Origin of the sequence: Temperatibacter marinus (assembly GCF_031598375.1) — a bacterium.
GTDB classification, from domain to species: domain Bacteria; phylum Pseudomonadota; class Alphaproteobacteria; order Sphingomonadales; family Kordiimonadaceae; genus Temperatibacter; species Temperatibacter marinus.
On record NZ_CP123872.1, the window covers coordinates 950,596 to 976,059 of the forward strand.

The 25,464-nt window shown below is 42.1% G+C and carries 22 protein-coding genes and 1 tRNA gene; 5 read left to right on the plus strand and 18 right to left on the minus strand.

The features are described 5' to 3' along the window. Positions 1-46: 46 nt before the first annotated feature. The gene (locus tag QGN29_RS04270) at positions 47-259 is read right to left on the minus strand and encodes a helix-turn-helix domain-containing protein (RefSeq protein WP_310799441.1); all 213 of its coding nucleotides are present in this window, start codon (positions 257-259) and stop codon (positions 47-49) included. A 301-nt stretch (positions 260-560) separates the two neighbouring features. On the opposite strand from QGN29_RS04270, the gene QGN29_RS04275 reads away from it, so the two are divergent. Beyond that, complete coding sequence (locus QGN29_RS04275) at positions 561-1,229, plus strand: hypothetical protein (RefSeq protein WP_310799442.1); 669 nt, start codon at positions 561-563, stop codon at positions 1,227-1,229. Between the two features lie 139 nt (positions 1,230-1,368). Here the strand turns inward: QGN29_RS04275 and QGN29_RS04280 are convergent, their stop codons facing one another. The 11 genes from QGN29_RS04280 to QGN29_RS04330 form a co-directional block, all read right to left on the minus strand. Continuing rightward, on the minus strand, positions 1,369-2,364 hold the full coding sequence (locus QGN29_RS04280; protein ID WP_310799443.1) for a fumarylacetoacetate hydrolase family protein: 996 nt from the start codon (positions 2,362-2,364) through the stop codon (positions 1,369-1,371). Next, positions 2,361-2,903, minus strand: a complete 543-nt coding sequence (locus QGN29_RS04285; protein WP_310799444.1) for a VOC family protein — start codon at positions 2,901-2,903, stop codon at positions 2,361-2,363. Before QGN29_RS04285 ends, QGN29_RS04280 begins: the two co-directional genes overlap by 4 nt. 1 nt (position 2,904) lies before the next feature. Next, complete coding sequence (locus tag QGN29_RS04290) at positions 2,905-3,123, minus strand: DUF2783 domain-containing protein (RefSeq protein WP_310799445.1); 219 nt, start codon at positions 3,121-3,123, stop codon at positions 2,905-2,907. Next, positions 3,113-4,792 (minus strand): FAD-dependent oxidoreductase, encoded by a 1,680-nt coding sequence (locus tag QGN29_RS04295; protein ID WP_310799446.1) that lies wholly within the window; start codon positions 4,790-4,792, stop codon positions 3,113-3,115. Before QGN29_RS04295 ends, QGN29_RS04290 begins: the two co-directional genes overlap by 11 nt. Positions 4,793-4,823: 31 nt before the next feature. Further along, positions 4,824-5,783 carry an MBL fold metallo-hydrolase gene (locus QGN29_RS04300; RefSeq protein ID WP_310799447.1) on the minus strand — a complete coding sequence of 320 codons (960 nt, stop codon included), beginning with the start codon at positions 5,781-5,783 and terminating at the stop codon, positions 4,824-4,826. Between the two features lie 95 nt (positions 5,784-5,878). After that, a complete protein-coding gene (locus tag QGN29_RS04305; protein WP_310799448.1) occupies positions 5,879-6,721 on the minus strand; it encodes a helix-turn-helix transcriptional regulator in 843 nt (280 codons plus the stop codon). 10 nt (positions 6,722-6,731) lie between these two features. Further along, positions 6,732-8,402, minus strand: coding sequence for a sodium:solute symporter family transporter (locus tag QGN29_RS04310; protein WP_310799449.1), 1,671 nt, complete (start codon positions 8,400-8,402; stop codon positions 6,732-6,734). After that, positions 8,395-8,631 (minus strand): DUF485 domain-containing protein, encoded by a 237-nt coding sequence (locus tag QGN29_RS04315; RefSeq protein WP_375164630.1) that lies wholly within the window; start codon positions 8,629-8,631, stop codon positions 8,395-8,397. Before QGN29_RS04315 ends, QGN29_RS04310 begins: the two co-directional genes overlap by 8 nt. Positions 8,632-8,826: 195 nt before the next feature. Next, on the minus strand, positions 8,827-11,088 hold the full coding sequence (locus QGN29_RS04320) for a TonB-dependent receptor (protein WP_310799451.1): 2,262 nt from the start codon (positions 11,086-11,088) through the stop codon (positions 8,827-8,829). Positions 11,089-11,236: 148 nt separating this feature from the next. Further along, entirely contained in the window at positions 11,237-13,735 is a 2,499-nt protein-coding gene (locus QGN29_RS04325; protein ID WP_310799452.1) for a penicillin acylase family protein, read from the minus strand. Positions 13,736-14,280: 545 nt separating this feature from the next. Further along, positions 14,281-14,355, minus strand: a tRNA-Gly gene (locus tag QGN29_RS04330). A 302-nt stretch (positions 14,356-14,657) separates the two neighbouring features. On the opposite strand from QGN29_RS04330, the gene QGN29_RS04335 reads away from it, so the two are divergent. Together QGN29_RS04335 and QGN29_RS04340 are read left to right on the plus strand one after the other, a co-directional pair. After that, positions 14,658-15,650: a tetratricopeptide repeat protein gene (locus tag QGN29_RS04335; RefSeq protein ID WP_310799453.1), complete on the plus strand. Its 993-nt coding sequence runs from the start codon at positions 14,658-14,660 to the stop codon at positions 15,648-15,650. Between the two features lie 8 nt (positions 15,651-15,658). After that, positions 15,659-15,874, plus strand: a complete 216-nt coding sequence (locus tag QGN29_RS04340; protein WP_310799454.1) for a Trm112 family protein — start codon at positions 15,659-15,661, stop codon at positions 15,872-15,874. Here the strand turns inward: QGN29_RS04340 and QGN29_RS04345 are convergent. Further along, positions 15,866-16,750: an SDR family oxidoreductase gene (locus tag QGN29_RS04345; protein WP_310799455.1), complete on the minus strand. Its 885-nt coding sequence runs from the start codon at positions 16,748-16,750 to the stop codon at positions 15,866-15,868. The two genes, QGN29_RS04340 and QGN29_RS04345, sit on opposite strands and share 9 nt — an antisense overlap. A 241-nt stretch (positions 16,751-16,991) precedes the next feature. On the opposite strand from QGN29_RS04345, the gene QGN29_RS04350 reads away from it, so the two are divergent. Next, positions 16,992-17,654: a tetratricopeptide repeat protein gene (locus QGN29_RS04350; protein ID WP_310799456.1), complete on the plus strand. Its 663-nt coding sequence runs from the start codon at positions 16,992-16,994 to the stop codon at positions 17,652-17,654. Here QGN29_RS04350 and QGN29_RS04355 read toward each other — a convergent pair. Genes QGN29_RS04355 through QGN29_RS04365 form a run of 3 tightly spaced genes read right to left on the minus strand, consistent with a single transcriptional unit; the run spans position 17,651 to position 21,397 of the window. Next, a complete protein-coding gene (locus QGN29_RS04355) occupies positions 17,651-19,399 on the minus strand; it encodes a Mur ligase family protein (protein WP_310799457.1) in 1,749 nt (582 codons plus the stop codon). The two genes, QGN29_RS04350 and QGN29_RS04355, sit on opposite strands and share 4 nt — an antisense overlap. Further along, positions 19,396-20,160: an alpha/beta fold hydrolase gene (locus QGN29_RS04360; RefSeq protein ID WP_310799458.1), complete on the minus strand. Its 765-nt coding sequence runs from the start codon at positions 20,158-20,160 to the stop codon at positions 19,396-19,398. The genes QGN29_RS04355 and QGN29_RS04360 overlap by 4 nt, the downstream gene beginning before the upstream one ends. Position 20,161: 1 nt before the next feature. Next, complete coding sequence (locus QGN29_RS04365) at positions 20,162-21,397, minus strand: D-alanine--D-alanine ligase (protein WP_310799459.1); 1,236 nt, start codon at positions 21,395-21,397, stop codon at positions 20,162-20,164. A gap of 205 nt (positions 21,398-21,602) precedes the next feature. Here QGN29_RS04365 and QGN29_RS04370 point away from each other — a divergent pair, with 205 nt between their 5' ends. Continuing rightward, positions 21,603-22,493 carry an MBL fold metallo-hydrolase gene (locus tag QGN29_RS04370; RefSeq protein WP_310799460.1) on the plus strand — a complete coding sequence of 297 codons (891 nt, stop codon included), beginning with the start codon at positions 21,603-21,605 and terminating at the stop codon, positions 22,491-22,493. Positions 22,494-22,562: 69 nt separating this feature from the next. On the opposite strand, the gene QGN29_RS04375 is transcribed toward QGN29_RS04370, so the two are convergent. Both QGN29_RS04375 and QGN29_RS04380 read right to left on the minus strand, forming a co-directional pair. Further along, on the minus strand, positions 22,563-24,191 hold the full coding sequence (locus QGN29_RS04375; protein ID WP_310799461.1) for an amidohydrolase family protein: 1,629 nt from the start codon (positions 24,189-24,191) through the stop codon (positions 22,563-22,565). A 130-nt stretch (positions 24,192-24,321) separates the two neighbouring features. Further along, the gene (locus QGN29_RS04380; RefSeq protein WP_310799462.1) at positions 24,322-25,446 is read right to left on the minus strand and encodes a carbohydrate porin; all 1,125 of its coding nucleotides are present in this window, start codon (positions 25,444-25,446) and stop codon (positions 24,322-24,324) included. Positions 25,447-25,464: the final 18 nt, after the last annotated feature.

A 25,464-nucleotide genomic window follows, 5' to 3' on the forward strand; every position in this document is an offset into this window, starting at 1 on the left:
TCTCCTTTTTATTGTGATGTTTATATTTTTAACTGCGCTTCAGTGCTCACGCCTCTTCGAGATCAATAAGATCTCCTGGTTTACACTCCAGCGCTTCACAAAGAGCCAAGAGCGTCGTAAACCGAATGGCTTTTGCCTTACCTGTTTTCAATTTTGAAAGATTAGCGATTGTAATACCAATCTCCTCAGATAGGTCTATCAACTTACGCTGACGTTTGACCAATAGTAGGTCTAGGTTGATCTTAATTTTATTATTCATACTCTTGTATCCTTTAACTAAGAATCACCTTATAAATTTATCTTTAAAAGGTCAATAATTATCTTTTATCGATAAATATTTATTAAATAATGATGATTTATAGTTATTTGATATTCAACCGTAATATGGCTCTCAGAGAAAGAGATCGGCGTACTATGAATATATGTCTCATTGATTTCAAAACATTTTGAAAGGGAAGTGGACTAATATGAGAAGCTATAGTGTTTAATCTATTATTTTACTATCTTCTTAAAAGGTCGTATAAAAGAAATAGCATAATTTAAAAGGACCAATATATATTATGAGCGTCTTTATCTATCTTGTTCTAATAATTTTGACGGCCGTAAATTTCCCTTCCCTTGCCGAAGAAAGAGAGTCTTCCTGTTATCTGGCTAGAAAATTCACAGAAGATAAAAGTATACTCTCACGTTTTCAGAAACTATATAAAAGCAAAGGTATGTGCATTAAGTTTTTGGATATGTCATATCCAAAAGCAACCTCCATGTTTAAGTACGGAAATTTAGATATCGATTTTGCTAGAGTTGCTCATTATGGCACAGAAGAAAACATTCCTGTCGTTAAAATAAATCCGGCATGGATTACCAACGAAGGAATGCTCGTCTGCAGGCAAGGTATTTCTTGTACATCCCATACAATTCCTCAATTAACTGTAGGATCGATAAGAAATACACTATGGAGTAAAAAATTTGCTGTGAAGGCAAAAAAAAGTCTAATTGTTAACAATGCCAAAAGCTTAATAAGGCTTATAGAAAACGAAAGGGTTGATGCCATTTTACTATCAAGCTTTTTTAAGGACAGGTCCTTTGCAAAGCCTAAAATTCCCCATACCAGTATAGTCCTACAAAATGCGGATATACATATATGGGTTCATAAGGACTTAAAACAACTCTTTAAAGTCACTAAGCAAATTATTCCCGATATAAAGCTTACACTCTCTCAGGGCAGCTAACCTCTCTACATGCTCTCTTATTTCAGGCGTCATTCCTTTATATACTGAAGCTAAATGAGCCCTGCTGTGTTGAGATATATTCTATTCCTACGGGAAGTAATTCATATATTTTTACAACGGGCTAATAACTATTAAGACATTAAACGGCTTTCACCACTGTCTGATCAATAGCGCCAAATATACTATGGCCTTCAGCATTGAACATTTCAATACGAACTGAATCTCCAAACCTCATAAAAGGTGTTTTTGGTTCACCATATGTCAAAGATTCAACCATACGCATTTCTGCAATGCAACTATAGCCTAGGCCACCTTCAGAAATCGGAAGACCGGGCGTCCCATCATCAGCTTTATTAGACACTGTGCCCGAACCAACAATGGTTCCTGACCCCAAAGGGCGTGTTTTTGCAGCATGCGCAATAAGAGTGGGGAAATCAAAGACCATATTATCCCCTGCATTGGCGCACCCAAACGGCTTTCCATTGTAAGTGACGATTAGGGGCAAATTTAACTTCTTGCCGTCCCAAGCAGCCCCCAATTCATCCGGCGTCACACAGACTGGGCTAAAAGCGCTTGACGGTTTAGATTGGAAAAACCCAAAGCCCTTTGCTAACTCTCCTGGAATTAACCCTCTCAACGAAACATCATTTACAAGCATGATAAGCCGAATTGCTTCAGCTGCCTCTCTTGGACTAGCTCCCATTGGTACGTCGCTCGTAACTACTGCAACTTCGCCTTCCATATCAATGCCGAAAGCCTCATCTGCAACTAGAATAGTATCTCTAGGGCCTAGAAAAGAATCTGAACCTCCTTGATACATTAATGGATCATGCCAAAAAGAAGATGGCATCTCAGCATTTCTAGCTTTGCGGACTAATTCCACATGATTTACATAAGCCGAACCATCTGCCCATTGAAAGGCTCTTGGCAAGGGAGAATCACACGCTCGTTCGTCAAAAAGGGTGCCTTGGCCCCTATTCACATTGCTAGATAGAGCTTCGAGATTTGGAACGATCTTGTCCCAATTATCCAGTGCAATTTGCAAAGTCATATCGGTTGGCAAATAGCGCTTTAAATCTCGTGATACTACTACCAAACAACCATCACGATCATGTTTAAGACTTGCTAATTTCATTCAGCCTTTCCTAACTCTCTTTCATGTAACCACGCTGCATGGCGAGGTGCTTTCTTAGTTCGGGACCATTCAGTAATCATTTCTTCAGCAACTGAATTTAAACGTTCCATATCTCCTTTCCTTGCACAATTCGCTACAAGTTCCAAACGATGGCCATTGGGATCTAAGAAATATATTGATTTGAATATACCGTGATCCGTAGGCCCTAAAACTTCAACGCCAAAGCATTCCATTCTTTTCTTTGCCTCTAATAGAGCGTGCTCATCTGTAACTTCGAATGCAATATGCTGTACCCATTCTGGTGTATTTTTGTCACGTCCCATTGCTGGCTTTGTTGGCAATTCAAAGAAAGCCAGAATATTTCCCATACCTGCATCCAAAAAAACATGCATGTATGGCTCTGGCTGTTTTGTTGAAGGCACGCAGTCTTCAGCAATAGCGAGGACAAGGTCCATTTTTAATACCTTCTTATACCAATCAACGGTTTCTTTGGCCTCACGACACCGATAGGCTACATGGTGAATTTTTTGAATATCCATGTTAAACTCCTTCGTGATGCTCTATGGTATTAGATCTAGCAATTTCTGAAGCTTGGGCTATGACATCGAAGTCGGCAATATGATTGGCAAGTATCAAGATTAGCTTTGCGTTTGCTGTTAAACTTTGATTTGCAGTTAGCCCCTTGTGCATATCGATGATAACTTCGTATACATCGTCAGGAACTGGAATATTGTTTTCCAGTATTAAGTTAGTTGACATTTCGGCCCACCTTTTTTGCAAGTGCGCGATCACGTGCTGCAAATAGGTCAGACGCTGTAGCTTTTTTCCATCTCCCTGCAACATATTGGTCGGGCCGAAATAAATAAGCAGTACCTATTTGAGCATCTAAACGCTTCGCTAAAAGTCCTTTACAGTCATTAATCACTTTAAAATCAGGATCCACTTCAAAATCACTAACTAAAAAAACTTCAGACGGAATTTCATTTTCACAAAATTCTTTGAGCTGAGAACGGTACTTAGAAGATAATTTATTTCCATCACAAAACAGAATGACCTTAAATGCCGATCCCACTTGATCAATAAACCACCCTTCAACCGTTCCAAGTGAAATGGGTGCATCAATCGAGTTGGCCCCTGGCGCCACGCCGCCAGCCCAATTTTCACGATCAAGCGTATTTAATCTTGAGTTATGATAAGCTACTGGTAATGAAAGCCTGCCAGAATTAACAAACCCTCTAGCAAATTCATACTTATGAGATAATTCGAGTACCGCATCCCTGAAAGTCTTAGATATGGTACTTTTGGGCGTTATAAAATCTGTAGATCGTGTTGAGTTAAGAATGTTAACTTTTGCAGCATAAGAACGTTCTTCATCATAGCTCTCTATCAAAGGTATGTCCGCAAGGCCTCTTAATACCAAATCCATCTTCCAGCCAATATTATCTGTATCTTGAAATCCAGTATTAGCGCCGCGTGCACCAAATGGAGAAACAAGGTGTGCTGAATCACCAGCAAAAATTACGCGATCTACAACCATATTTTTCACTTGGCGACAATTAAAAGTGTAAACAGAAACCCATTCATACTCGAACTCAATATCGTCACCAAACATGGCTTTTATATATGGAGTAACATTCTCATGTCTTGCGATTTCTTCTCGATCAATATCCCAGCCTACTTGCAAATCAACTCTCCAAACATCATCAGGCTGTTTGTGTAGCAAAGCCGATTTCCCAGGATTAAAAGAAGGGTCAAACCAAAAATGTCTTTCTACAGGGCGTTCCTGTTTGAATTTTAAGTCGGCAATCAAAAAATTATCCTGAAAAGTTTCGCCTTCAAATCCAACGGCTAACTTTTCGCGCACTAAGCTCTTAGAACCATCGCAAGCGATTACCCAGTCAGCCTCGATCTCATAACCTCCTTCAAGGGTCAGCACCTGTGCTGTAACACCCTTCGCAGAATTGATGAGGTCAGCCACCTCATTGCCCCAACGAATTTCAACATTTTTAAGCTTGACCAACTCAGCAATACAAAATTCTTCATTATAATATTGTTGAATATTGATCATGCCTGGTAATTTTTGATCTTTCAGCGGCAGCAAGTCAAAACTATAAACAGGGACAGGGTTATCTTTAAAAAAAACACGTCCAATATTCCAACTTAGTCCCTTATCTAGCATAGGCTGCGCATAACCCAATCTGTCCATAATTTCCAAAGATCTCTTCGCAAAGCATATGGCCCTAGAACCATCGGACACCTGTGTTGATCTATCCAATAAAGTAACATTGTGCCCCCTCAAACCTAACTCTAATGCAGTAGCCAGACCGATTGGACCTGCCCCAACAATTAAGACCGTGGCTTTCTCCAACTTTCCTGTTTGAACAGCAGCTGGGATAACGGGAGCATACTTAGATGAAATATGCGGCATACAAACCCTCGCTTAGTGGTATAAATTTCAATTAATCCTGTAACTTTTTCCAAACTTCCTGATCACGATTATCTGTCCAGATACGGGGCCAATCAATTCCATCAAACTCATCCCATAGCCTTTGAACATTAAATGGAAGGCAATGCTCAAAAATAGGCCATCTTCCAAATTTTGGTTCTAAAGCTTTATGAGTTACCTCAAACGCCTCTTTCAAACTACCACCTCTGTTGTGAACCTTGCCTACATGATTGATCATATCTGTTAAAAATCCCCGAGATTGTTCTATAGCCCCCTCTACTTCACAACGGCCTTGTGCAACAACACCCCTGCCTCCAATCATTATTTCTGCGCCATATAATTTTATTCTATCGAGAGTGCTAGAAGACCAATCCATATGAAAGGCATCCCCTGTATAAAGAGCTGCCTGAGCTTCTACGAGATCCCCAGCAAACATAATCTTTTGCTTAGGAAGCCACGCTATGATATCCCCTGCTGTATGCCCCCTTCCACAATGTTCAAGAATTAACACACCTCGATCACCGCCCAACTCAATAGAAAGCCGATCGGAGAACGTAATATCAGGATGCGTAAGTCCTGGAATTCCTTCAGGTTCTCGAAACAGTCTAGGCATTCTACCAAATTCGCTATCCCAGTCCTGCTGGCCGCGTTCATCGATTAATATTTTTGTATTCTCATGAGCAATGATAGATTCAGCGTTAAAGGCCGATGCCCCTAACACTCGCACTGCATGATAGTGGGATAACACCAGATACTTGACAGGCTTATTTGTATGAATTCTTAATTTTTTGAGCCAATCGTTCGCAGCTTTAGGAGTAGCACGAGCCTCAAAGGCGACAATGAAATCTTCCCCTTCTATCGCCCCAACATTTGGATCTCCCTCAGCAGTTAAAGCATAGACTCCATCAGCCAACACTTTTAAAGATTCAACTTTTTCTCCATGATCTGCTGAAGAAGCGAACGGTTTAGACATGTTTTTCTCCTTAATTTTTATTCCTATAGCTATTATATAAAATTAAAGGGGCCAGATATGTCCTCTGGATATAGGACTAATGACAATAAGCATGACTAATGAGCGCGCGCTACTTTCAGGCACATATTAAAAAGCTCATTTTGTGATGAAATATTCAGCTTTGCATAAGATCGCTTGCGATATGTGGCCACACTAGTTGGAGCGATGCCGAGGTCGAAACCAATACCAATTGTTGTATATCCCAGCAAAATTCTCTCACAAACTTGACGTTCTCGCATTGTAAGGGAGTCAAATGGTGGTGAATCTTTAGAGATAACATTATGGACAATACTTTTTCTGACTATATTTTCACTGCCGTTGTCAGGAAAAGCGTTTCCATTAGCCCTAGCTATATCATAATGAACAGCGATCAGTGCAGTCGCAAGTGGCATCAAGTCCTTGAGCACAGACCATTCTACATTAGAATATTTAACCGAATCTACCATTCTATAAAAATTACAATAGACACGCCCATCTTCAACTTTTCCAACCGAGGCTGCTTTATCAATCAATCCTCGACGATCAAAGAAATGATTTTGATAAGCTGGATCATAATCGACTGAAATCACCTTTTTATCCAATTCAATATACTCGTCAGAATCGGAATTCTGAATCTCTTTAAAGTTTGGATCGTCCTTATAGAATTTATCCACATAGTCTCTGGCGAGTTCTTCCGCTTCTCTGTCTGGCATTCTACTATGCGTAAACAAATGGCCAGCATTACCTCTATCCGAATAGGTAAAGACGACACAGTGATCTACAGGAACAACTTCGGAAAGAAAATTCATCAAGCACTTTTCAAAAGCTTCTCCACCCATCGAACGGACGACATCTGCAATCGAACAAACATACTCTCCAATTTCAGGGTTTTTATGAAACAAGCTAATGAGCTCTGACATTTTTTACTCCCTAGTGTTCACCTGCATTCAAGACTTCCGAGCCGATTTCTGACTTACGTACTTGAGCTGGAAAAGCCCTCCTTTCTTCTCGAGCCCGATCACTTTTATCCCATTTAGAGACTAGAATAATAGTCAAGAAAGTGAATGGCATCGCCACAACTGTGGGGTAAGTATAAGGGAAAGGGGCCCTATCAAATCCAAACACCGAAACGAATATCGCAGGACTTAAAACGATTAATACCGCACAAACCGACAACCCAATATACCCACCCCATATGACTCCGCGTGTGGTCAATCCTTGCCAATAGAGAGAGAGAATAATGATAGGGCAGTTAACACTAGCTGCAATAGCTAGAGCAATGGCAGCTGTTACGGCAACATTCTGTCCTTCAAAAGCGAAGCCAAAAATTACGGCCAATATTCCTAAAATCACGGTGGCATATTTTGTGACTTTCACTTCTTTTTCAGGATGATCATCTACTTTCTTAAATAGTTGGCCATAGAGGTCATGTGAAAGAGTTGCCGCACCCGAAAGAGCTAATCCGGCGACAACGGCTAGAATTGTTGCGAAACTAACGGCAGCCATAAAACCGAACATAAAATCACCACCAAGTAATCTGGAAACATGAATGGCAACCATATTAGCCCCTCCTGTTAGAAGGCCGGCCTCATCGAGAATCGTGTCATTTCCAAACAAAACAAAAGAAGCCCCGATCCCAATGACCAAAATAACACCATAAAAATAGCCCATTATTGACGTCGCGTAAAAAACAGATTTTCGAGCATCAACAGCATCTTTCACCGTAAAAAAGCGCATCAGGATATGTGGCAATCCCATTATCCCGAATGTCATAGTCAAAGAGACTGTTATAATGGCAAAAGGATCACTGGCGAACCATCCACCTGGGATAAATAAAGACGAGCCAAGATCACTTTTCTCAATGGCATTTTGAACAAGCCTTTCAAAAGAGAACCCGACATGAACAAGGATCGCATAGGCAAGATATGTCCCGCCGATTAAAAGCAAGCTCGCTTTAATGATTTGGACCCAGGTTGTGGCAACCATACCGCCAAATGCTACATAGACAATCATCAATATTCCAACAATGATGACTGCCCATTTATAGTCTAGCCCGAATAAAATTTGAATGAGAGTACCGGCTCCAACCATCTGTGCAATTAAATAAAAAAGTACAATACTAAGGGACACGCACGATGCCATAATTCGGATTGGACGAGCTTCAAACCTAGATGCCAGTACATCGATGAATGTGAAGCTTCCTAGATTGCGAAATCGTTCAGCAACAACCATTAAAATTATTGGCCACCCTATCATTATACCAACAGAAAGAATGAAAGCATCAATTCCGCGAAAATAAAGAGCGCCCGTTATACCCAAAAAAGTAGCTGCTGACATAAAATCACCAGCAATCGCCATTCCATTTTGCCAAGGTTTTAAGCCGCCTCCAGCAACAAAAAACTCTTTCCGGGAACGGACCTGATTAGCGGCCCACCATGTAATGCCGAGTGTAGACAAAACAAAAATGAGAAAAGTCCCTATTGCTACGGGATTAATAGCCTGTTTTTCGCCACTTGATATTATCGCATCGGCCGAAAGACCTTTACAAAAGAGAGGAGTAAAAACCATAAATCCGATTAGCATTGAAAGATAGTTAATCATGTTTTTTTTCTTCACGAATTCGCTTTATTTCAGGGTCAATAGCCCTCTTAGACCACCACGAATAATACCCAGAAATAAAAACTCCCATGAAGATAGAGAACAACGACATGACAATGACGAGGTTGACTTCTCCCAAAATTGAGAGTTGAGCAAGATCCTTTCCTGCTGACAGTAAAAAGCCATAAAAGGCATAGACTATGAGTAAAATTGCACTAAGAGAAAATGACATGACCAACCTTACTCTCACTATTTTCTGGATGTCAGAAGGCTTTTTCTGCCTCGTTGTATAGCCTGCTCTCATTTCAGACTTCCTTTCGTTTTGCTACCCTAGGCAATAACATTGCAGGTAACTCTATAGCTGGAGAAACACTCATAAATGCGAATAAAAACCTCAATTGTCCATGTATATGGGATATAGTTTAGGTCAAAAAGATGCAGACAATGTCGCACCAAACGTTCTCGGCGGACCCCATATACCTATTGCCCCTGGACCTATGATGTAAGAATGAGCGACATATGCTTTATCAAAAATATTCTTTGCCCAAAGAGCAATCTGGTATCTCTCGTCATTCGACGTCCAAGATACGCGTGCATCGGTTAAATTACGTTCGCTAATCACTGGTAAATCACTTTGGTAATCCATTCGCTCCTCATCAATATGAGTGAAGTGAATATTGAAATCTAGGGTGCCCTTATTCTCCATTGGAAGTGAATAGTTCAGATCCAAATTGTAAGAGTTTCTTGGAGCCTGTCGTAAATCTTTTCCTGAGACATCAGTGCCGTTAATTATTAAATCATTCCCAACAGTATCTAAAAATGCATAATTAGCGTTTACATGGAAATACTCTGTAAGCTGCCAGACCATTTCCACTTCAAAACCTTTAATTTCTGCACTCCCTAGGTTGGTTGTTGTGAATGTTCCAAATGAAGATTCGGGAACAGGCCCAAATCGCACAACCTGCAAATCTTTATAGTCCATATAAAATCCTGTAACATTCATTCGAAGCTGATTTGCAAAAAAATCGCCTTTAAAACCAATTTCATAGTTTGTAACAGTTTCAGGTTCTACAATATTTTGCGCCACGGCCTCAACACCTGCTGATCCTGCAAAACCACCACTTTTAAAGCCAGTTGCCCACGTTGCGAAAACCATTAAATCATCTGTCGCCTGATATTGAATAGAGGCCATTGGAGAAAAATCACTCCATGAACCATCAACTTCAACATTGAAAACCTCTGCAATAATTCCCAAACTACCGCCAACGCTGCCACATAGCTCAAAATTGGGAAACCCAGCTGCGGCTCTAACAGCCTCATCAAGCCCACAGTTAACTGCCGTTGTAGTATATTCTTTTCTATCATGTGAATATCGACCACCAAAAGAAAGTGTCCAATCTTCAGCGAATGTCCACTGGGCCTGTCCATAAGCAGCATAGGATGTTGTTTTATTCGCAGTAAGGGAATATTCATTGCCAACAATGACTTGCCCTGTATCGACAGTATTTCTTTGAATACTCCACTGTTCAGGGCGATCCGTATTTTCAGTAAAAAAATACAGGCCTGCAATAAACTCCAAAGAATGCCCAAGATTTGATGTCCAGCGAATCTCTTCTGAAAAAGTCTCAACTTTCTCTTCAATATGATCAATCACATCTGACCCATAAACATCAGCATCCAAATCATAATTTCCCCCAAGGGGTGCTCCTACCGAAGGCATTGCCCAATCAGTATCAATGCTACGAAATGATGTAATTGTCGTCAAAATTCCGTTTCCAAATTGCACATCACCCTGCAAGCTTAGCCCTCCCCCTTTACGGTCGGTATACCCCTCAACAGGAGCAGCTGTCGTTTGAGGTTTGTTTGCCCCAAGCGCTTCAGCCGTCCCTACATAATCAAAGTTGCCATTCCTAAAGGGGAATCGACCCGTATCTTCACGATGATCTTCCATATAGTCACCAGAAAGAAGCCAGTCACTCCTATCCAATGCCAATCTCAACTGTCCTCTGAATGAGGTTTGATCTTCATCATTCACATCTTTATTCAAGAGCGTATTACGAACAAATCCATCATGACTTCTGTGATTTACAACCACCTTCCCGAATAGATTGTCACTCAATGGCCCACTTATTAATCCTTGAGCCCTAAATATATTTTCATTACCATATGTAAGTGCAGATTTTATCACCAACTCATCTGTCGGCTTTTTACTTACAACATTGATGGCACCCCCGATTGTATTTCGCCCAAACAAAGCACCCTGAGGTCCTTTCAGGACTTCAATTCGCTGCAAATCAAACATGTCAAAATTAATGCCCGCTCCGCGACCGATATACACACCATCCAAAAACAGTGCGACAGAGTTATCCAAACCAGCGCCATCATCCGAGGAACCAACACCTCGCATAGAAAAGGAGGCCTGACCCGGTGAAAATTCCCCATAAGCCAGACCTGGAGTATTCATTGCAATTCCATGTGCGTCAAAAATATCTCGTTTTAGAATCAAATCTTCACTCAACACAGAAACTGTGACCGGAACATCCTGAACATTTGCACTTCTATGTTGGGCCGTTACAATGATCTCTTCTAGTGCATGGCCACGATCATCATCCTCAGCATAAGCTGAAGAATGACCAACCAATAACGAAATTGTAGAAACAGTTGCGACTAATCCGTACATCCTCTGCATCACTTTTTCTCCTAACGCATTTGGTAAATAAAATAACGATATTATAATTGCCATTTCGTCTAGACTAGCGCTCAAGTGCACTAATATCTGTCCCCGAAAAGAAGGACAGGAATAAATTTAAATTCTCTTATTCGAGAAAAAAAGCCCTTTAATATTTTAACTTTTCAGACCTCACCGCTACAGCTTCCACTTCTTCTTTTGTGAAGGGTAATTGCTTTTGCTCAAACCTAAGATACATTCCAATTTGATCTCTATAATGCTGGCTAAAACCAGTTGTCTGAGCAACAAAACCACTTTGGCCTGGAGGGGTAACATCAGTGCCTATGATCCCCTCATTATGCATCACAGATAGGTTGTTTTCGGATCCGCGATTCATCGTAATTGGGATACTAATAGACAATTGAGGAAGCGTTTGAGGGATTCCATAAAAATTAACAGAGCGAAATACTTGGCGTGCAACAGGCAATCTCCATTTCTTGAGGTCACCGCCATATCGGTTACTTAATTCTAAGCCTATTTGTCGGAGAGTTGATAAAATTACATGAGATTTTTTCTGACCATTAAAAAAATCAAAACGCTGAGGAACACCTGATTTCTCTTCCAACAAAGCGTTATATAAAATCTTCACACCGGGCGTGATATTTGTGGAACTTGTTCTTGGCTCAATTGCATACCCAGGAGACTGATAAAGATAAAAGAATTCTGACCCGATATCATCCCGAAGGACAGTTTCTAACATCTTCGATAACCAAGCATTTAGTATCACTGGTCCTGCATGATCATAATAAAAATTATGATCTTTATCTTTCCAAGTCTGATCCCACGAGCGTAAGTGTGCGACTAAAATCGCAGCCATATCTGAGTCTGGTAATTCAGAAACTGCATTTTCTAGAAAGGGTAAAAAATAACGTATATTTAGATCTTTAAATGAGGCCGTGCGGTTTAATTCAATCACGTCTTGATATGACATTTTTTTCTTACTGTCTAAAACTTCAAACAGTTCAGTTGCACGGTCAGCAGATGTCCAAACAACATACCAAGGATCCCCGTTTGGCCAAAAGTTGGCAGGCTTGTTGTTCCAATTTACAATATACCCTATTTTTGGGTTATAAACTTGGGGTAATTTATGAGGAGATATAACACCTTGCCATTCCATATTGCCAGTACCAGGAGTAGGTAAACGTGAGTCTTGGCCTTCCGCACGGTTAGGAAAATGACCACTATAAAAATATCCAATATTCCCTGCTTTATCAATGTAATACCAGTTGACAGAGACAGCGTTACGGGCTGCAGCGGTTTTCCATTGGTCATAAGTGGTTGCTTCCATTTGATCCATAAAAGCAAAAAGACTCTGCACTTCTTTCCCGTCCCATGTACGTTTTCTTGAAAATGCAATTTTGGAATGATTATCTTGACGAACAATAGGGCCATGAACAGTCCTTGAAATATTAAACTGTATACTTTCCAGCCCTTTAACATGAATTATTTCTTGATGTTTTTCCATAGGGCGAAATCTTCCCTTGTAAAAATATTCATCAAGATTATTGGGATTCAATTCTTCAATGAAATAATCAACCGTATCTCCCATTCCCGCCGTACTGCCCCAAGCAATATGTTTATTGTGAGCGAAAAAAATCGGGGGGATCGCAAAATATGAATTTCCGACCACATCCAGTCCTGCCCCATGTAAGCCTACACTATAAACATAAGAAGGATTGATCCAACCAAACTGAGGGCCATTTAGTAAATAACCATTTGAATCCTCTGACTTACTTTGCCCAATCAACCAAATATTACTGGCTGACGCATGGCCAGCAGAGCCACTTATTCCAGAAGCAGCTAATTCAGATTTATAATAACTTACCGCCTCTTTAAGGTTTACATTCTTGTAGCTACCATCACTATTAAACACCATTCTCGGTGCGACCAATAAATCACGATTGATCTTCGGCAGACTAGAGTATTCATTTTCTTTGATGAGCGAGGCTTTCTTGGCCACCTTCGTTGGGACTGTCGTTGGGGCCTTTGGATCGTTAATCCAGTTTAACTGATTAAAAATTACGAGAGCTTTCTCTTCACCATGTTGAGCTTGCAAGGCGTTTAACAGAGCAAGATTCTCCAGCTCTGTTGAAAAGTCAGAGAACCGATCAGCAACCACAGCGGTGAATACCATTGCCACATCGACAGCGTCCCACATTCTCGGTAAAAAATTATATACTGCATACTCTTTTGGTAACAGTTTATCGGGGTCAGTCTCAATGAATTTTATCCAACGATTCATACCATCTGCATAGCCTTCTAAGACAGCCCGCTGATTAGGCAATAACGCTTCGACCTGTTCTCTCACAGACGTAATAGACAATTCTACCCTCATCGCTTTATCAAAGGAGATATATTTATCACCTAGCACTTCTGAGACCGTGCCTTTTGCTGAGCGCCTGATCATTTCCATCTGGAACAACCTATCTTGTGCAACAGAATAACCATAGCCTAGAAACAAACCGTATTTGTCGTCAGCATATATGTGTGGAACGCCCTTTTGATCTCTTTTTATTATTACTTCTTTTTGTGAAAAATCTGCATGTGATACAGCTGACAGTATTAGTAAAAAAAGTATCAATGAAACCTGTTTTGATATGCCCGTCATTATATTTCTCCACAGTGCATGGCCATTTACTCAATTGTATAATATAAATTAAAATACCCTTGTTTGCCTGTCCTAGAATTAGAGGACATCCTTCATCAAACGTAGAACCACAGTAAATTAATTCTATAATGCTATAACTAACTCCAATGTGCCTGCACGTTCAGGTGCCCTTCAAAGGATTAGATTATGTTACTGTGAAAATTGTAACACCCAAAATTCGGGAATATTATGAGGGTGAAAATTCTATTCAAGCGACAAACTTAAACGGTTATTGTTTGTAGTGAGAAAGCGCACTTTGGCTAGCCCTTCTCTCGCAAAAGTCATTAGAAACGCAAAAGACACACTTTTCAATGCGCTCCATAACAAAAAAGCCAGTCCCCCTAGAACTATATTTTAATGGGAACTATATTTTAATGGGAACTATATTTTAATGGGAACTATATTTTAATGGGAACTATATTTTGATGGTTTTTTGATTGTATGGCCAAACTTTTAATGCGCTCCATAACAAAAAAGCCAGTCCGAAGACTGGCTTTTTGATTTAATGGAGCGGGCGATGAGATTCGAACTCACGACATTCACCTTGGCAAGGTGACGCTCTACCCCTGAGCTACGCCCGCGTTCCCATTAATGGAACAGGATAAGTTTTCCTGCTGTGGCGCGCATAATATCGCGTGTTCTTTGCATTGCAACAGAAAATTTCAAAAAAATGAAATAATTCCATAACTAACTGATATATATAATATTATTTCTCATATTATTCTTTATTCATTCCCTTTTCCAATACCAAAAGCGGCGAATCTTTTATTTCTCCTCTTTTCAGCAAATCTTTTTGTCTCTAAAAGGGGGCGTAAGAATATAAATCTGCCTCTCTTAGGCTAAGATAAACAATGATGCTTTAACAAAACAGAATGGATCACCCATGAATGACCAAATGATGCCTCCTAGTGGTATAGCTGCCCCTCAAGACCCAACAGCGTCTCCTCAACAAGCAGCGCCACAAAGTGACACACCTCTGGTAAGTGAAGCCACCTTAGAAACATTTGGCCCTCTTGTTGTGGATGCCAGCATGCACGTGCCCGTTATTGTTGATTTTTGGGCAGAATGGTGTGAACCCTGTAAACAATTGATGCCGCTTATAGAATCCGCCGTGATAAATGCATCGGGTGCGGTTAAATTAGTAAAAGTGAACGCAGACGAAAATCAGGAACTCTGTTCTCAACTTCGCATTCAAAGTTTACCAACTGTCATGGCTTTCTTTCAGGGACGCCCAGTCGATGGCTTTCAAGGAGCTGTTCCTGAAAGCCAACTGAAAGAATTTATTCAGCGCGTCATCGAGAAAACAGGGGCTCAACCCGCTGAAGGATCCATAGACTCTCAAATCAATGCGGTTCTCGATCAAGTTGAAACTATGCTAGATGCTGAAGCCTATGATCAAGCCATGGCAATGCTAGCCCAAGTCTTACAGGCCGCACCAGATCATGATAAAGCAAAAATCTTATTTGCTGAGGCCACTGTTGCGACAGGTAACCGCGATCAAGCGGCAGAAATTTTGGCTACCTTAAGCGCTGAAATTAACACGGATAAGGCACTTAAGTCCCGTCGTGATCAATTGGTCACAAAAATGGATTTACTGGCGCAAACTGAAGGTCTAGGGAACAAAGTGGCCCTTCTAGAAGCGATAGAGGCTGACACGAATAACCATCAAGCCCGGTTTGATCTTTCTCTCATTTATATCGCTGAAGATGATCAAAACAAAGCTGCTGAAGAATTGCTTCAAATTCTCATGCGCGAAATGGATTGGAATGAGGAAGCTGCTCGAAAACAATTGTTAAAGCTTTTTGAAGTGGCTGGACCCAAGGATCCTTTCACTTTAAAATATCGTCGCCGTTTATCGTCCCTCATGTTTAGTTAAGGTGTTTTATGACCGACTGTAATCCTTCTGAAGATCATATCAGCGCTGATAGAAAAGTTTTAGAAAGACTTGTGTGCCCTGTCACCAAAGAAAGTTTAGTCTATAATCGAGACTCCAATGAGCTCATCAGCAAAAAAGCACAGCTTGCCTATCCTGTTCGATATGGCATTCCCATCATGCTGGTGGATGAAGCAAGGGAACTCTCTGACGAAGACTTAAGCTAACGGCGTCAATCCCTCTTTGTAAGATGGATATCGAAGATTAACATTAAGCTCAGTCCTCATTTTCCTATTATCAATTCTTTTATTTTCTTCATAAAAGCTTCGCGCCATAAAGCTCATGTCTGCTGACTCGTAGTTTTCAGCTTTGGGTGGCGCTATGCCAAGTAAGTCTGCTGCAAATTTTGTTACCTCCTGGGGAGGACAAGGCTGGCCATCAGATACATTATATATACGCCGCAATGATTGCTGCAGTGATTGCCGCGGTGTCTGTGCAGCAGCGAAACAAACTTCTGCAATATCAGCCACATGAATTCGATTAAAAACTTGGTCTTTTTTGATGATCATCCGTGCCTTTCCAGATCGCAGCTTATCTATTGCACTCCGACCTGGACCGTATATGCCTGTTAATCGAAATATATCAAGCGGGAGAGAAAGCTCCTTAGAGAGACTTTGCCACTGAGTTTCTGCATGCAACCGATCATCGGCTCTCTTATTCGATGGATTAAGCGGAAAATCTTCTGTAACCCATTCGCCAGCAGCATCCCCGTAAACAGACGTTGTTGAAAGATATCCAATCCATTGAAGTGAGGGTAATTGGCCAATAGCCTTAGCGAGTGCCTGCCACTGTTCCCTGTTTTTCTCTACCGAAACCGGGGCCGTCATTATAAGATGAGTGGTCGACACTGGCAGGCTAGGGCTTTGGTAATCTACCTCGAGTAACTTGGTCGCTTGAGGAAAAGGTTTGATCCTTTTCTTTTCTTGACTGGCGGCGCGTGTGGTCACTGTTACTGTCATTTCATTAGACGCTGGGTCAGTTAAAAATTTTTCAGCAATATAAGCGGCACTATATCCGGCCCCTATCAGAAGTAAATGCTCCACACGTCCATCCTTTATTGTATAGTCTTGTCATGATTTTAGCCTTGAAAAGACCTCAATTGACTGGCATTTATGCCCTATGATCAAAGATAACATAAGATATATACTGTGCCTGACCACAGTTATTTTTTCAAGCTCTGCAGCTAGTCTTGCACAAGAGCAAGACTTTCATCCGGCCAAGGCTTCTGAAACCTATGAAAAATGCATCACACTGGTTCATTCCTCCCCTCAAAGGGCATTGAAAATGGCCCTTGAGTGGCAATCAGCTGGTGGCGGAACGCCCGCACGGCATTGTGAAGCACTTGGTCTTTATAAACGCAACAAATACAAACCAGCTGGACTGATGCTTGATCGGGTCGCAGAAGACATGCGGACAGGAAAGGACATGCCCTTCCTTGACGGCAAGCGGACGATTGCCAATGAATATATGTTAGCCTCCGTCTATCAGCAGGCAGCAAATGCATGGCTTCAAGCTGAAGATTTAGCCATGGCAGTTTCAGCGGCGGATAGTGCAGAAGCAACAGCCCCAAAAGGAACGCTCTTATACCAAGAGATTCTTGCCGACCGTGCCCGCATTCTTGTGGCAGATGAAAATTTCGAGGCCGCCTATGAAGACATGGCCCGTCTCATTCAATTAAAGCCAGAAGATGGAAATTACCGACTGCTTTACGCCTCAGCCGCTCGGATGACCAATCGCTTAGAAATCGCGCTTACTTCACTCACCGTCATTCTCACGCAACGACCTGATCACCTTGTGGCTCTGCTTGAACGCGGCCATGTTTATGAATTACTAGGCCGCAAAGATTTTGCACGCGAGGATTGGCTTAAAATTATGGACTTGGACCCAGATAGTGCCCTGGCTCAAACCGCTCAGCGTAATTTACAACGCCTTATTCAAACCCCTTAAAAGCTAGGCGGACTCTCGTAAAGATCTGGCAGGTTATTCTCGTATAGAACAGCATCTCCTGCACGGACATTTGTACGCACCCACGCCTCTGCTTCCGCTTGAGAAGAAAATTCTATAAGGGTCAAGTGATCCTTATTAACACCTTTGATGCCCGCAACAAAAGTAGGAATGCGTGAAGGTGTGACAACAAGGATCACATCACATTGCTGGGCAGCGATAACGCCCAGTCGCTTATGTTCTTCATCATGCTTAGCTCCAAGCTCAACCATACCCGGCGTTACCAAAATTCTACGACCTTCCGGTTTGACAATTGCATTTAACGCAATCAATGCCCCCTCAAAACCAATAGGGTTACTATTATAGGCATCATTCACAGTAGCAATTGGTCCAGAGCGATCCACTTCTGTGCGGTGGCGAATTTGAGGCAATGATTTCAAACTTGCTCTGATGACACTGAATGGAAGCCCTAAAGAGCGCGCAACCGCTATAGCAGATAGGATATTCTCAACCTGATGCGGCCCATATAAGGGCACAAAAATCTTATGCTCTTGGTCCTCTTCCGCTATAATTAAATGCAGGCCATCTTCTTTTTGATCAAGAGAGGCAACGCTTAACGCACCCTCTTTTCCAGCTCGAATATAATTGGCACGAACAGTCTCTGTCATGGGATCAAGTAGGTGAGATGGAATCCCATCTGTATTGATAATGACAGGATTGTCCGCTTGTTTCATAGCTGTAGCCGACGCAAGTTCAAATTTTGCAGAAGCCACAGTCTCTAAGGTCTTAAACCTTTCATAGTGGGCGGCTCCCACAGCCGTAATCAGTCCCACATCGGGCGGCGTTAAACGGCAAAGCTTTGCTATAGACCCCGGTCCATAAGCCCCCATTTCAACAATGAAATAACTGTGATCTTCATTCAACTGCTCGCGAATAACTCTAGTAATTCCCATCTCAGTATTCACGCTGCCAGGCGTCGCTAGCGTCGGATGAACGCTGGATAAAATATGCTGCAAAATAGTTTTAGTGCTGGTTTTGCCAAAGGAGCCTGTAATAGCAATAACTGTAGGCTGAAGTAGGGCGAATTTGGCCTTCGCTTCTGCCAAAAATCTTGCTTGGACTCTGGCCTCATAAGGTTCTAAAAACTTATTAGCTCCCATCAAAAAGACTGGTGTTAACTGGACCCCCAATAGAAAAGCAAGATAGAGGCCTGTAATCCGCCAATCTAATGTTTGTAAGGGATTCATCCAACTGTCTAAGCTGCTGTCTAAAACCAAGCGGGTTCCGTTTGGGAAAGATAGAGCCCCAATCGTCAAGAGAAGATACCCCCCTAACAGCAAGAGCACCGCATTGCGATTAATCCGCGCCACCCGTTCTGTCCGAACCAGGGGCTTTTTAGAGCTTTGCCTATTCCCACGAGATTTTATCACCCCTCCAATCAAACCAACTACTGCGCAAATGATTGAAGCATCCTCAAGATAGGCAAAGATTGGGTGTTGTCCTTGAAATTGACTAAATAGGGTGCACATAATTGCCGCACCCAAGCCAAGGGACGCAACTTTATCCCATGCTCTATGCCTTTTAATCCAGGCAATAAATCTCACACTGTCATATTCCTCTTGTTGATAAAACATGAGGTATGTCTGCATGCGGTCATAAGCCATCAAGAGGAATAAGGGCCAAAAAATTAAGACGTAAAACAAGGGCTGGAAATCTTGACCAAATATAGTATTCACCCACTCTGTCATGTGTCATACCCTTTCAAGAAGTCATCAAGATAGGCCTTAACCTGATAAGCCCCACGATCCAAAACATCCAAATGCCCCAGTGAGGAGAGTTCAATATAATTCGAGTGAGGGATGAGGCGGGCATATTTCTGGCCCATAGACGGCGGGGTTTCCGTATCAAACTGTCCATAAAGTAACAAAGTAGGACAGGCAATGGACCTTGCTCTATCCGCCAAATTTTCATTCACCACTTTTACAAAAGTCTCTCTGAGTTCGCCTGCATTTTTATAATCAACACTGCCATATCGTCGGCGAAACTCATCCCTCTTATTCGTCTTGAACATGAAATCTTGAAGATGAGCAATCTTCCCCTTTAATTTCAAAGTCCATGACTTTAACAACCATAAAGGACTGCGCCGCCGCTTAAGGCCAGCGCCCGCAATCATCACAACACCAGCAACCCACTCTGGGAAGAGATGAGCCATTTGAACGCTTACACGGCAACCAAAGCTATGGCCAACTAAAATAACAGGTCCCTCGATCTCTAAAGCTTCCAACTGCTCTTTAAGCATGGTGGCATAAACGGCCGTCCCTGCGCCTTTCATTAATCGTTCCGTCTCACCAAATCCTGGCTGGTCAAAAAGATAATGAGGGCCCTGATGATCAAGGCTTGAGGCAATTTTGAGAAGAGAGTGATGGTCCTGGCCCCAGCCATGTAACCAAATAATCGGGATGCCCTGCTGCTCAGCTCCTATGGTTTTATATGCCCAAGAAACGACCACGTTACGCCCCAAAAATTGATGCATTTCCAAGTGCACTGCTTGTAGAAGCTGACCGCTCTTTTGTCAGCTGAAACCCTTCTTGAATTATCGCGTCTGTCAGCTCAAGGAAAGAGAAGGACGGCGAAGCCGCTTCCCAGAGAAAATAAGCAAATGATCCAGGTATTGTATTAATCTCGTTCAACCAGATTTCACCGGTTTCTCTGTTGCTGAGAAAATCGATCCGCACACTGCCAGCGAGGTCTAAGCGATCAAATGCCGTCTTAGCGTTCTCCTGAAGTTGATTAATTTGTACTTTAGATAAATGATCAGGATTTAAAGTTCGCCCAAGGGAAACCATCCCTTCAGAAGCAGATCCTCCTGTTTTGTGACCAAGTTTTTTACCACTCTTGCTGCCTTGCATATATTTTTCTTGGAAATCAAGGAGGTCACTACCTCGTTTTGGCTCTTCGATGGCGCTTGTCTCTAGGGATCCATCCGCCAGGCGACGGACCGCAATATTATACTCTGTCAAATTTTGGACAAAGGGTTCTATAATTACAGCATGATCCATTCGGAATGCACTGAGAATCGCTGCCATACAATCATCTGGATCCTCTGCTTTTGCCACCCCAACACTTGATCCCAAATTACAGGGTTTTACAATCAAAGGATAGGGGGTGCTCCCTAGTGCCTCTTTTAATAAAGCAGCTAGGTGATCATCCTCAAGATATGTTCCTTTCTTCGGCCGCTTTAAAATAAGGTCAGGAAGACAAGGGACTGATACTGTGCGAAGGATATGCTTTGTAAATCCTTTATCCATGGTACTGCTTGCCGCTAAGGGTCGGCAGCCCGCATAGGGAATGGCGGCAAAATCAAACAATCCCTGTAACGTTCCATCTTCGCCGTTTGACCCATGGATCGCAGGCACAGCAAGGTCAAAAGGATACTCAATCCGTTCTGAGCCAAAAAGCTTTTTCCGTTCGGTATAAAGAAGAGGATTACCGCCTTGAGAAGCTGATATATCAAGGTGCAACTGAGACAAGGCCATTTTTTCAGCATCTATAGGATAGTTAGAACGATCTAAGAGAGCCTCTCCGCCCCAAAATTGACCTAATGGATCCACATAGACGGGCAAGGGAGAATATTTGAGCGGCGATAAAGCTTCTATGAATTGCAAAGCCGTTAAAACACTTACATCATGTTCTACGCTGCGTCCGCCAAAAAAGACGGCTATATTCTTTTTGTTTGTTGCTGTCATCAATGATGTCCCAGATGAAGTCCCAGATGAGGTCGGTGGCGCCCAAACCGTTCCACTTTCTTGATTTGTACCCAATTCATGTTCTGATGGAAAGCATAAAGATAAGTTTGGCAAAAGTTTGTTTAAGCGGGCGCATTTGGAATTGTCCCTTTTCTTTTTTCTCTTTTGCGCCATACTTATGTCAAACAACATTAGGAGGCTTACAATGAATAAAACATTTCTCTTTAGTGCGGGTTTGCTTTCAGCATCTCTCGCCTTGCCTGCAACTGCACAGCAAAATGAAGTGACAATCAAAGCACAGAAACTTACGGATTCTGTCTATGTTCTCTTTGGCCAAGGCGGCAACATTGGTCTGCAATTTGGCAAAGACGGTGCCTATTTAATCGATGATCAATTTTCAAATTTATCAGAAAAAATTCTTGCTAAAGTAAAAGAAATTAGCGGCATGACCCCCAAATATGTGATCAACACACACTATCATTTTGACCATACAGGCGGGAATGAGAATATGGGCAAAGCTGGTGCCATTATGGTCTCGCATGATAATGTTCGTCTTCGCATTTCGAAAGAAACATTTGTGAAAACATTTAATGCTAGAAACCCACCTACAAAAAAAGTAGGGCTGCCTCAAGTGACTTTTAATGAAGAGCTTTCTATTCACTTGAATGGGGAAGAAGCTCGGTTGTATCACATTCCTAATGCCCATACTGACGGCGACAGCATCGCTCATTTTAAAAGCTCAAATGTGATCCATATGGGCGACACATTCTTTAATGGCATGTATCCTTTCATCGATGTTAGCGGCGGCGGCAGTATCCACGGTGTGATTAAAGCCATGGAGAAAGCCCACAGTCTATCAAATGAGGCTACTCAAATTATTCCCGGTCACGGTCAAGTTACAGATAAAGCCGGTGTGAAAGCTTATAAAGAAATGCTTGAAGTTGCCAGAGATCGTATTGCAAAACTGAAAGAGGCCGGCAAAACCCTCAAAGAAGTTCAAGACGCAAATCCAATGCGTGATTTCGACGAGCGTTATAAAGGCGGGGGAGCTGGTTGGAATTTGTTGTTTATGGAATTTGTATACTCTTCTCTATAAAATCAGATTGAGTGCAACACACAAAAAAGGCTCCCAATAGGAGCCTTTTTTTCATTAAAAGTTCAACGATTATTTCTGCTGTTTTTTTGCTTCCTCAACAAGGGCACGTACCTCAGCACGCAATTTCACGGCATCATAAATCACCCCGTCTTTAATCGTGTATTTCACGCCGCCTACACGCTCCACTTTACCTGTTTCGTCATTTAGCTTCATATGGCCCGTGCCGTATAGCACTTTAAAGTTTCGGATAGGATTCTCATCCACAATCACTAAATCAGCTATCTTGCCAGGCTCAACCGAGCCATATTGATCGTCAATGCCTAGAAGCTCTGCCCCGTTCAAAGTTGCAGACTTGAGCACTTCAAGTGGATGGAAACCTGCTTCTTGTAACAGTTCAAATTCGCGGATGTAGTCAAAACCAAATAACTTGAAAATGAACCCGCTATCCGACCCTACAGTGACACGGCCACCACGATTTTTATAGTCATTGATGAAACGCATCCAAATACGGAAATTACGTTTCCAATTTATTTCGTCTTCGGTTGTCCAATCAAAATGATAACTGCCGTGTAAAACTCTGTTTGGTTGGAAGAATGTCCACATAGACGGTAAGGTATAGCTGTCATGCCAATCAGCATTTCGCGATCGCATCACATCACGATTGGCTTCATAAATTGTGAATGTCGGATTCAAGGTGAAATCAAGACTGAGAAGTTCTTTCATCACCTTTTCATAATGATTACTTCCCTTTTTAGCCGCTTGTTTCCATAGCTTACCTGCCTCACCAAAACGGTTTTGTTCGTTATTATAGTTATAATCGAGAGGATAATCTTGTACTATGCGATCTTCAAAAAGTGCTTCAGGCAACCCATACCAATGTTCCATACTATTCAGTCCCATCCGGGCGCTATCGAGAACATTTGTCCGTGTAACGGACATCTGAGCATGATGGAAGGCAGTGCGCAGCCCTTGTTTTTTGGCCTCATCAAACAACGCCGCTAATACTTTAGGTTGGCCGCCAAAGACTTTTATCCCAGAAGCCCCCCCTTTTTTTAAACCCCGCACCCATTTACGCGCAGCTTCAGGGGATTTTATACTGCTTGGAAATGCACAGTAAGGATAAAGACGCGGGCCCGCGCCTTTATTAGCAGCTGTTTTCTTTGCTTGCTTGAGTGTATAGTCTAATCCTAATCCGCAACTGACCTCTCGGCTGTTTGTAATACCGTGCGCCAGCCAAAGTTTCAGAATATATTCCATCGATGGCATCGTGCCATTTGGCAGACCCCAGCCAGGATTTCCAATATGAGAATGAGCATCTACAAAGCCCGGTAATACATAAGACCCATGCGCATCAATTTCATAATCGCCTTTGGCAGGGCGGTATTTAGGATTAATCGGAACACCAGGGTTACCCACACTTGAAATACCGTCGATCTTATTATTGATTATAACAATATCGACTGGCCCTCTTGGAGGCGCCCCTGTTCCATCTATCAAAGTCGCACCGCGAATAACGAGACGTTTATAAGGCCCCTTCATATCGCCTGCTTTTAGTGTTGGAATGTCTGCAGGCAATTTTAAGCCCATTTTTGCGATCCGGGCGGTCGCCTCGTTGCCTGGTGTTGGCTTATCATCCGCAATCACAATAGGCGACAAGAGAGTGGCCAGTGCTGAAATTTTTACCCATGTTTTTATCATTCCAAATCCCTTCCTCTATAATATCTTTTACAGTACTCCTGAGAAAAGAGCTGGCAAGTAAAAAAACTCGATCAATAGACCGAGCTTTTTTACTTATTCTGGAATTTTAAAGTCTCTTGAGGGATAAACCTTAGAAAGAGAATGTGCCTCTTAAGACAGACACCACAACATCCTCAGCCCCTTGACCTCCAGGATTATTAATCGCTTGAACATCAAATTGAAGCGTAAACCAATCGGTGATTGGCGCTTTATAAAAGAGCTCATAAGCGGTTTCACTGCCTTTAGAAAAAGGCGATGCCGACACATCAGAGAATTTCACAGTTGACAATCCCGCCCCGAAAACATCATTTTCTCGAGATTGGAAGGGACCCTTCCATTGCATCCCTAAGCCCACATGCCGAGACAAAGCACTTACTCTTTTATCAGCATGGCCGTATTGAGCATAAACGCCAATTCCATTTTCTGTCAGTGTTTGATCATAAACGACATAATATCCATCTGTCCCGTCAACGGTACGTCCAGAGAAACGATCTCGGTCACCCTCTAAGCGCCACCCACCAAGTTTGACACCACCCGGTAAGCCGTTGATTCCTTGCTCCCATGTATAGCGTCCTTCAAGGAAAATGGCGAATTCATTGGCATCAAAGAAATTATGAAGTTTAAAGGTATTTTCATCCCGCCCACTGTTCCAGCTCGCATCGTAAACGCCCATGGCAAAGGTGAAGGAATCAGAGAGCTTCAAAAAAGTGTTGATGCTCATGGAAGGGGGACCTTGAGCAATAATAGTAGGGCTTCTTTCTGTTGAAAATCCAAGGTGATTGCGCGCATTTTCAGGCGCAAAAAATTCACTCTTAGGTTCAACTTTCCCAATTTTTACCCGCACGGCACCGTCCAAGAAAACATGTTGATACCAAAACATATGGATCCGGTCATATTCAGGATCATCTAATCCGTCAAATTGCTGAATATCAAAGATATTATTAACGCCGTGCTCACCGTTATGATTTTGATATTGGAAAAACAAAGTACCGTTTTCTAAGCCAAGCAATTTATTCATGTCGGCTTTTAGGTTTAGGGTGAATCGTTGTTTTGAGGACCCGCCTGCATCACTGCCTAAAGGCGCTGCTTGTAGACCCACTTCATATGAGCCCCCTAAATCTATGCCAACCTCTTCAAGGTCATTTGCTACTAGGGCTGTAGAATAGCTCATTGCAGCTATGCATACGAGCGTTGTAAACGCATTTTTATATGTCATGGTTTTCTTTCCAAATTA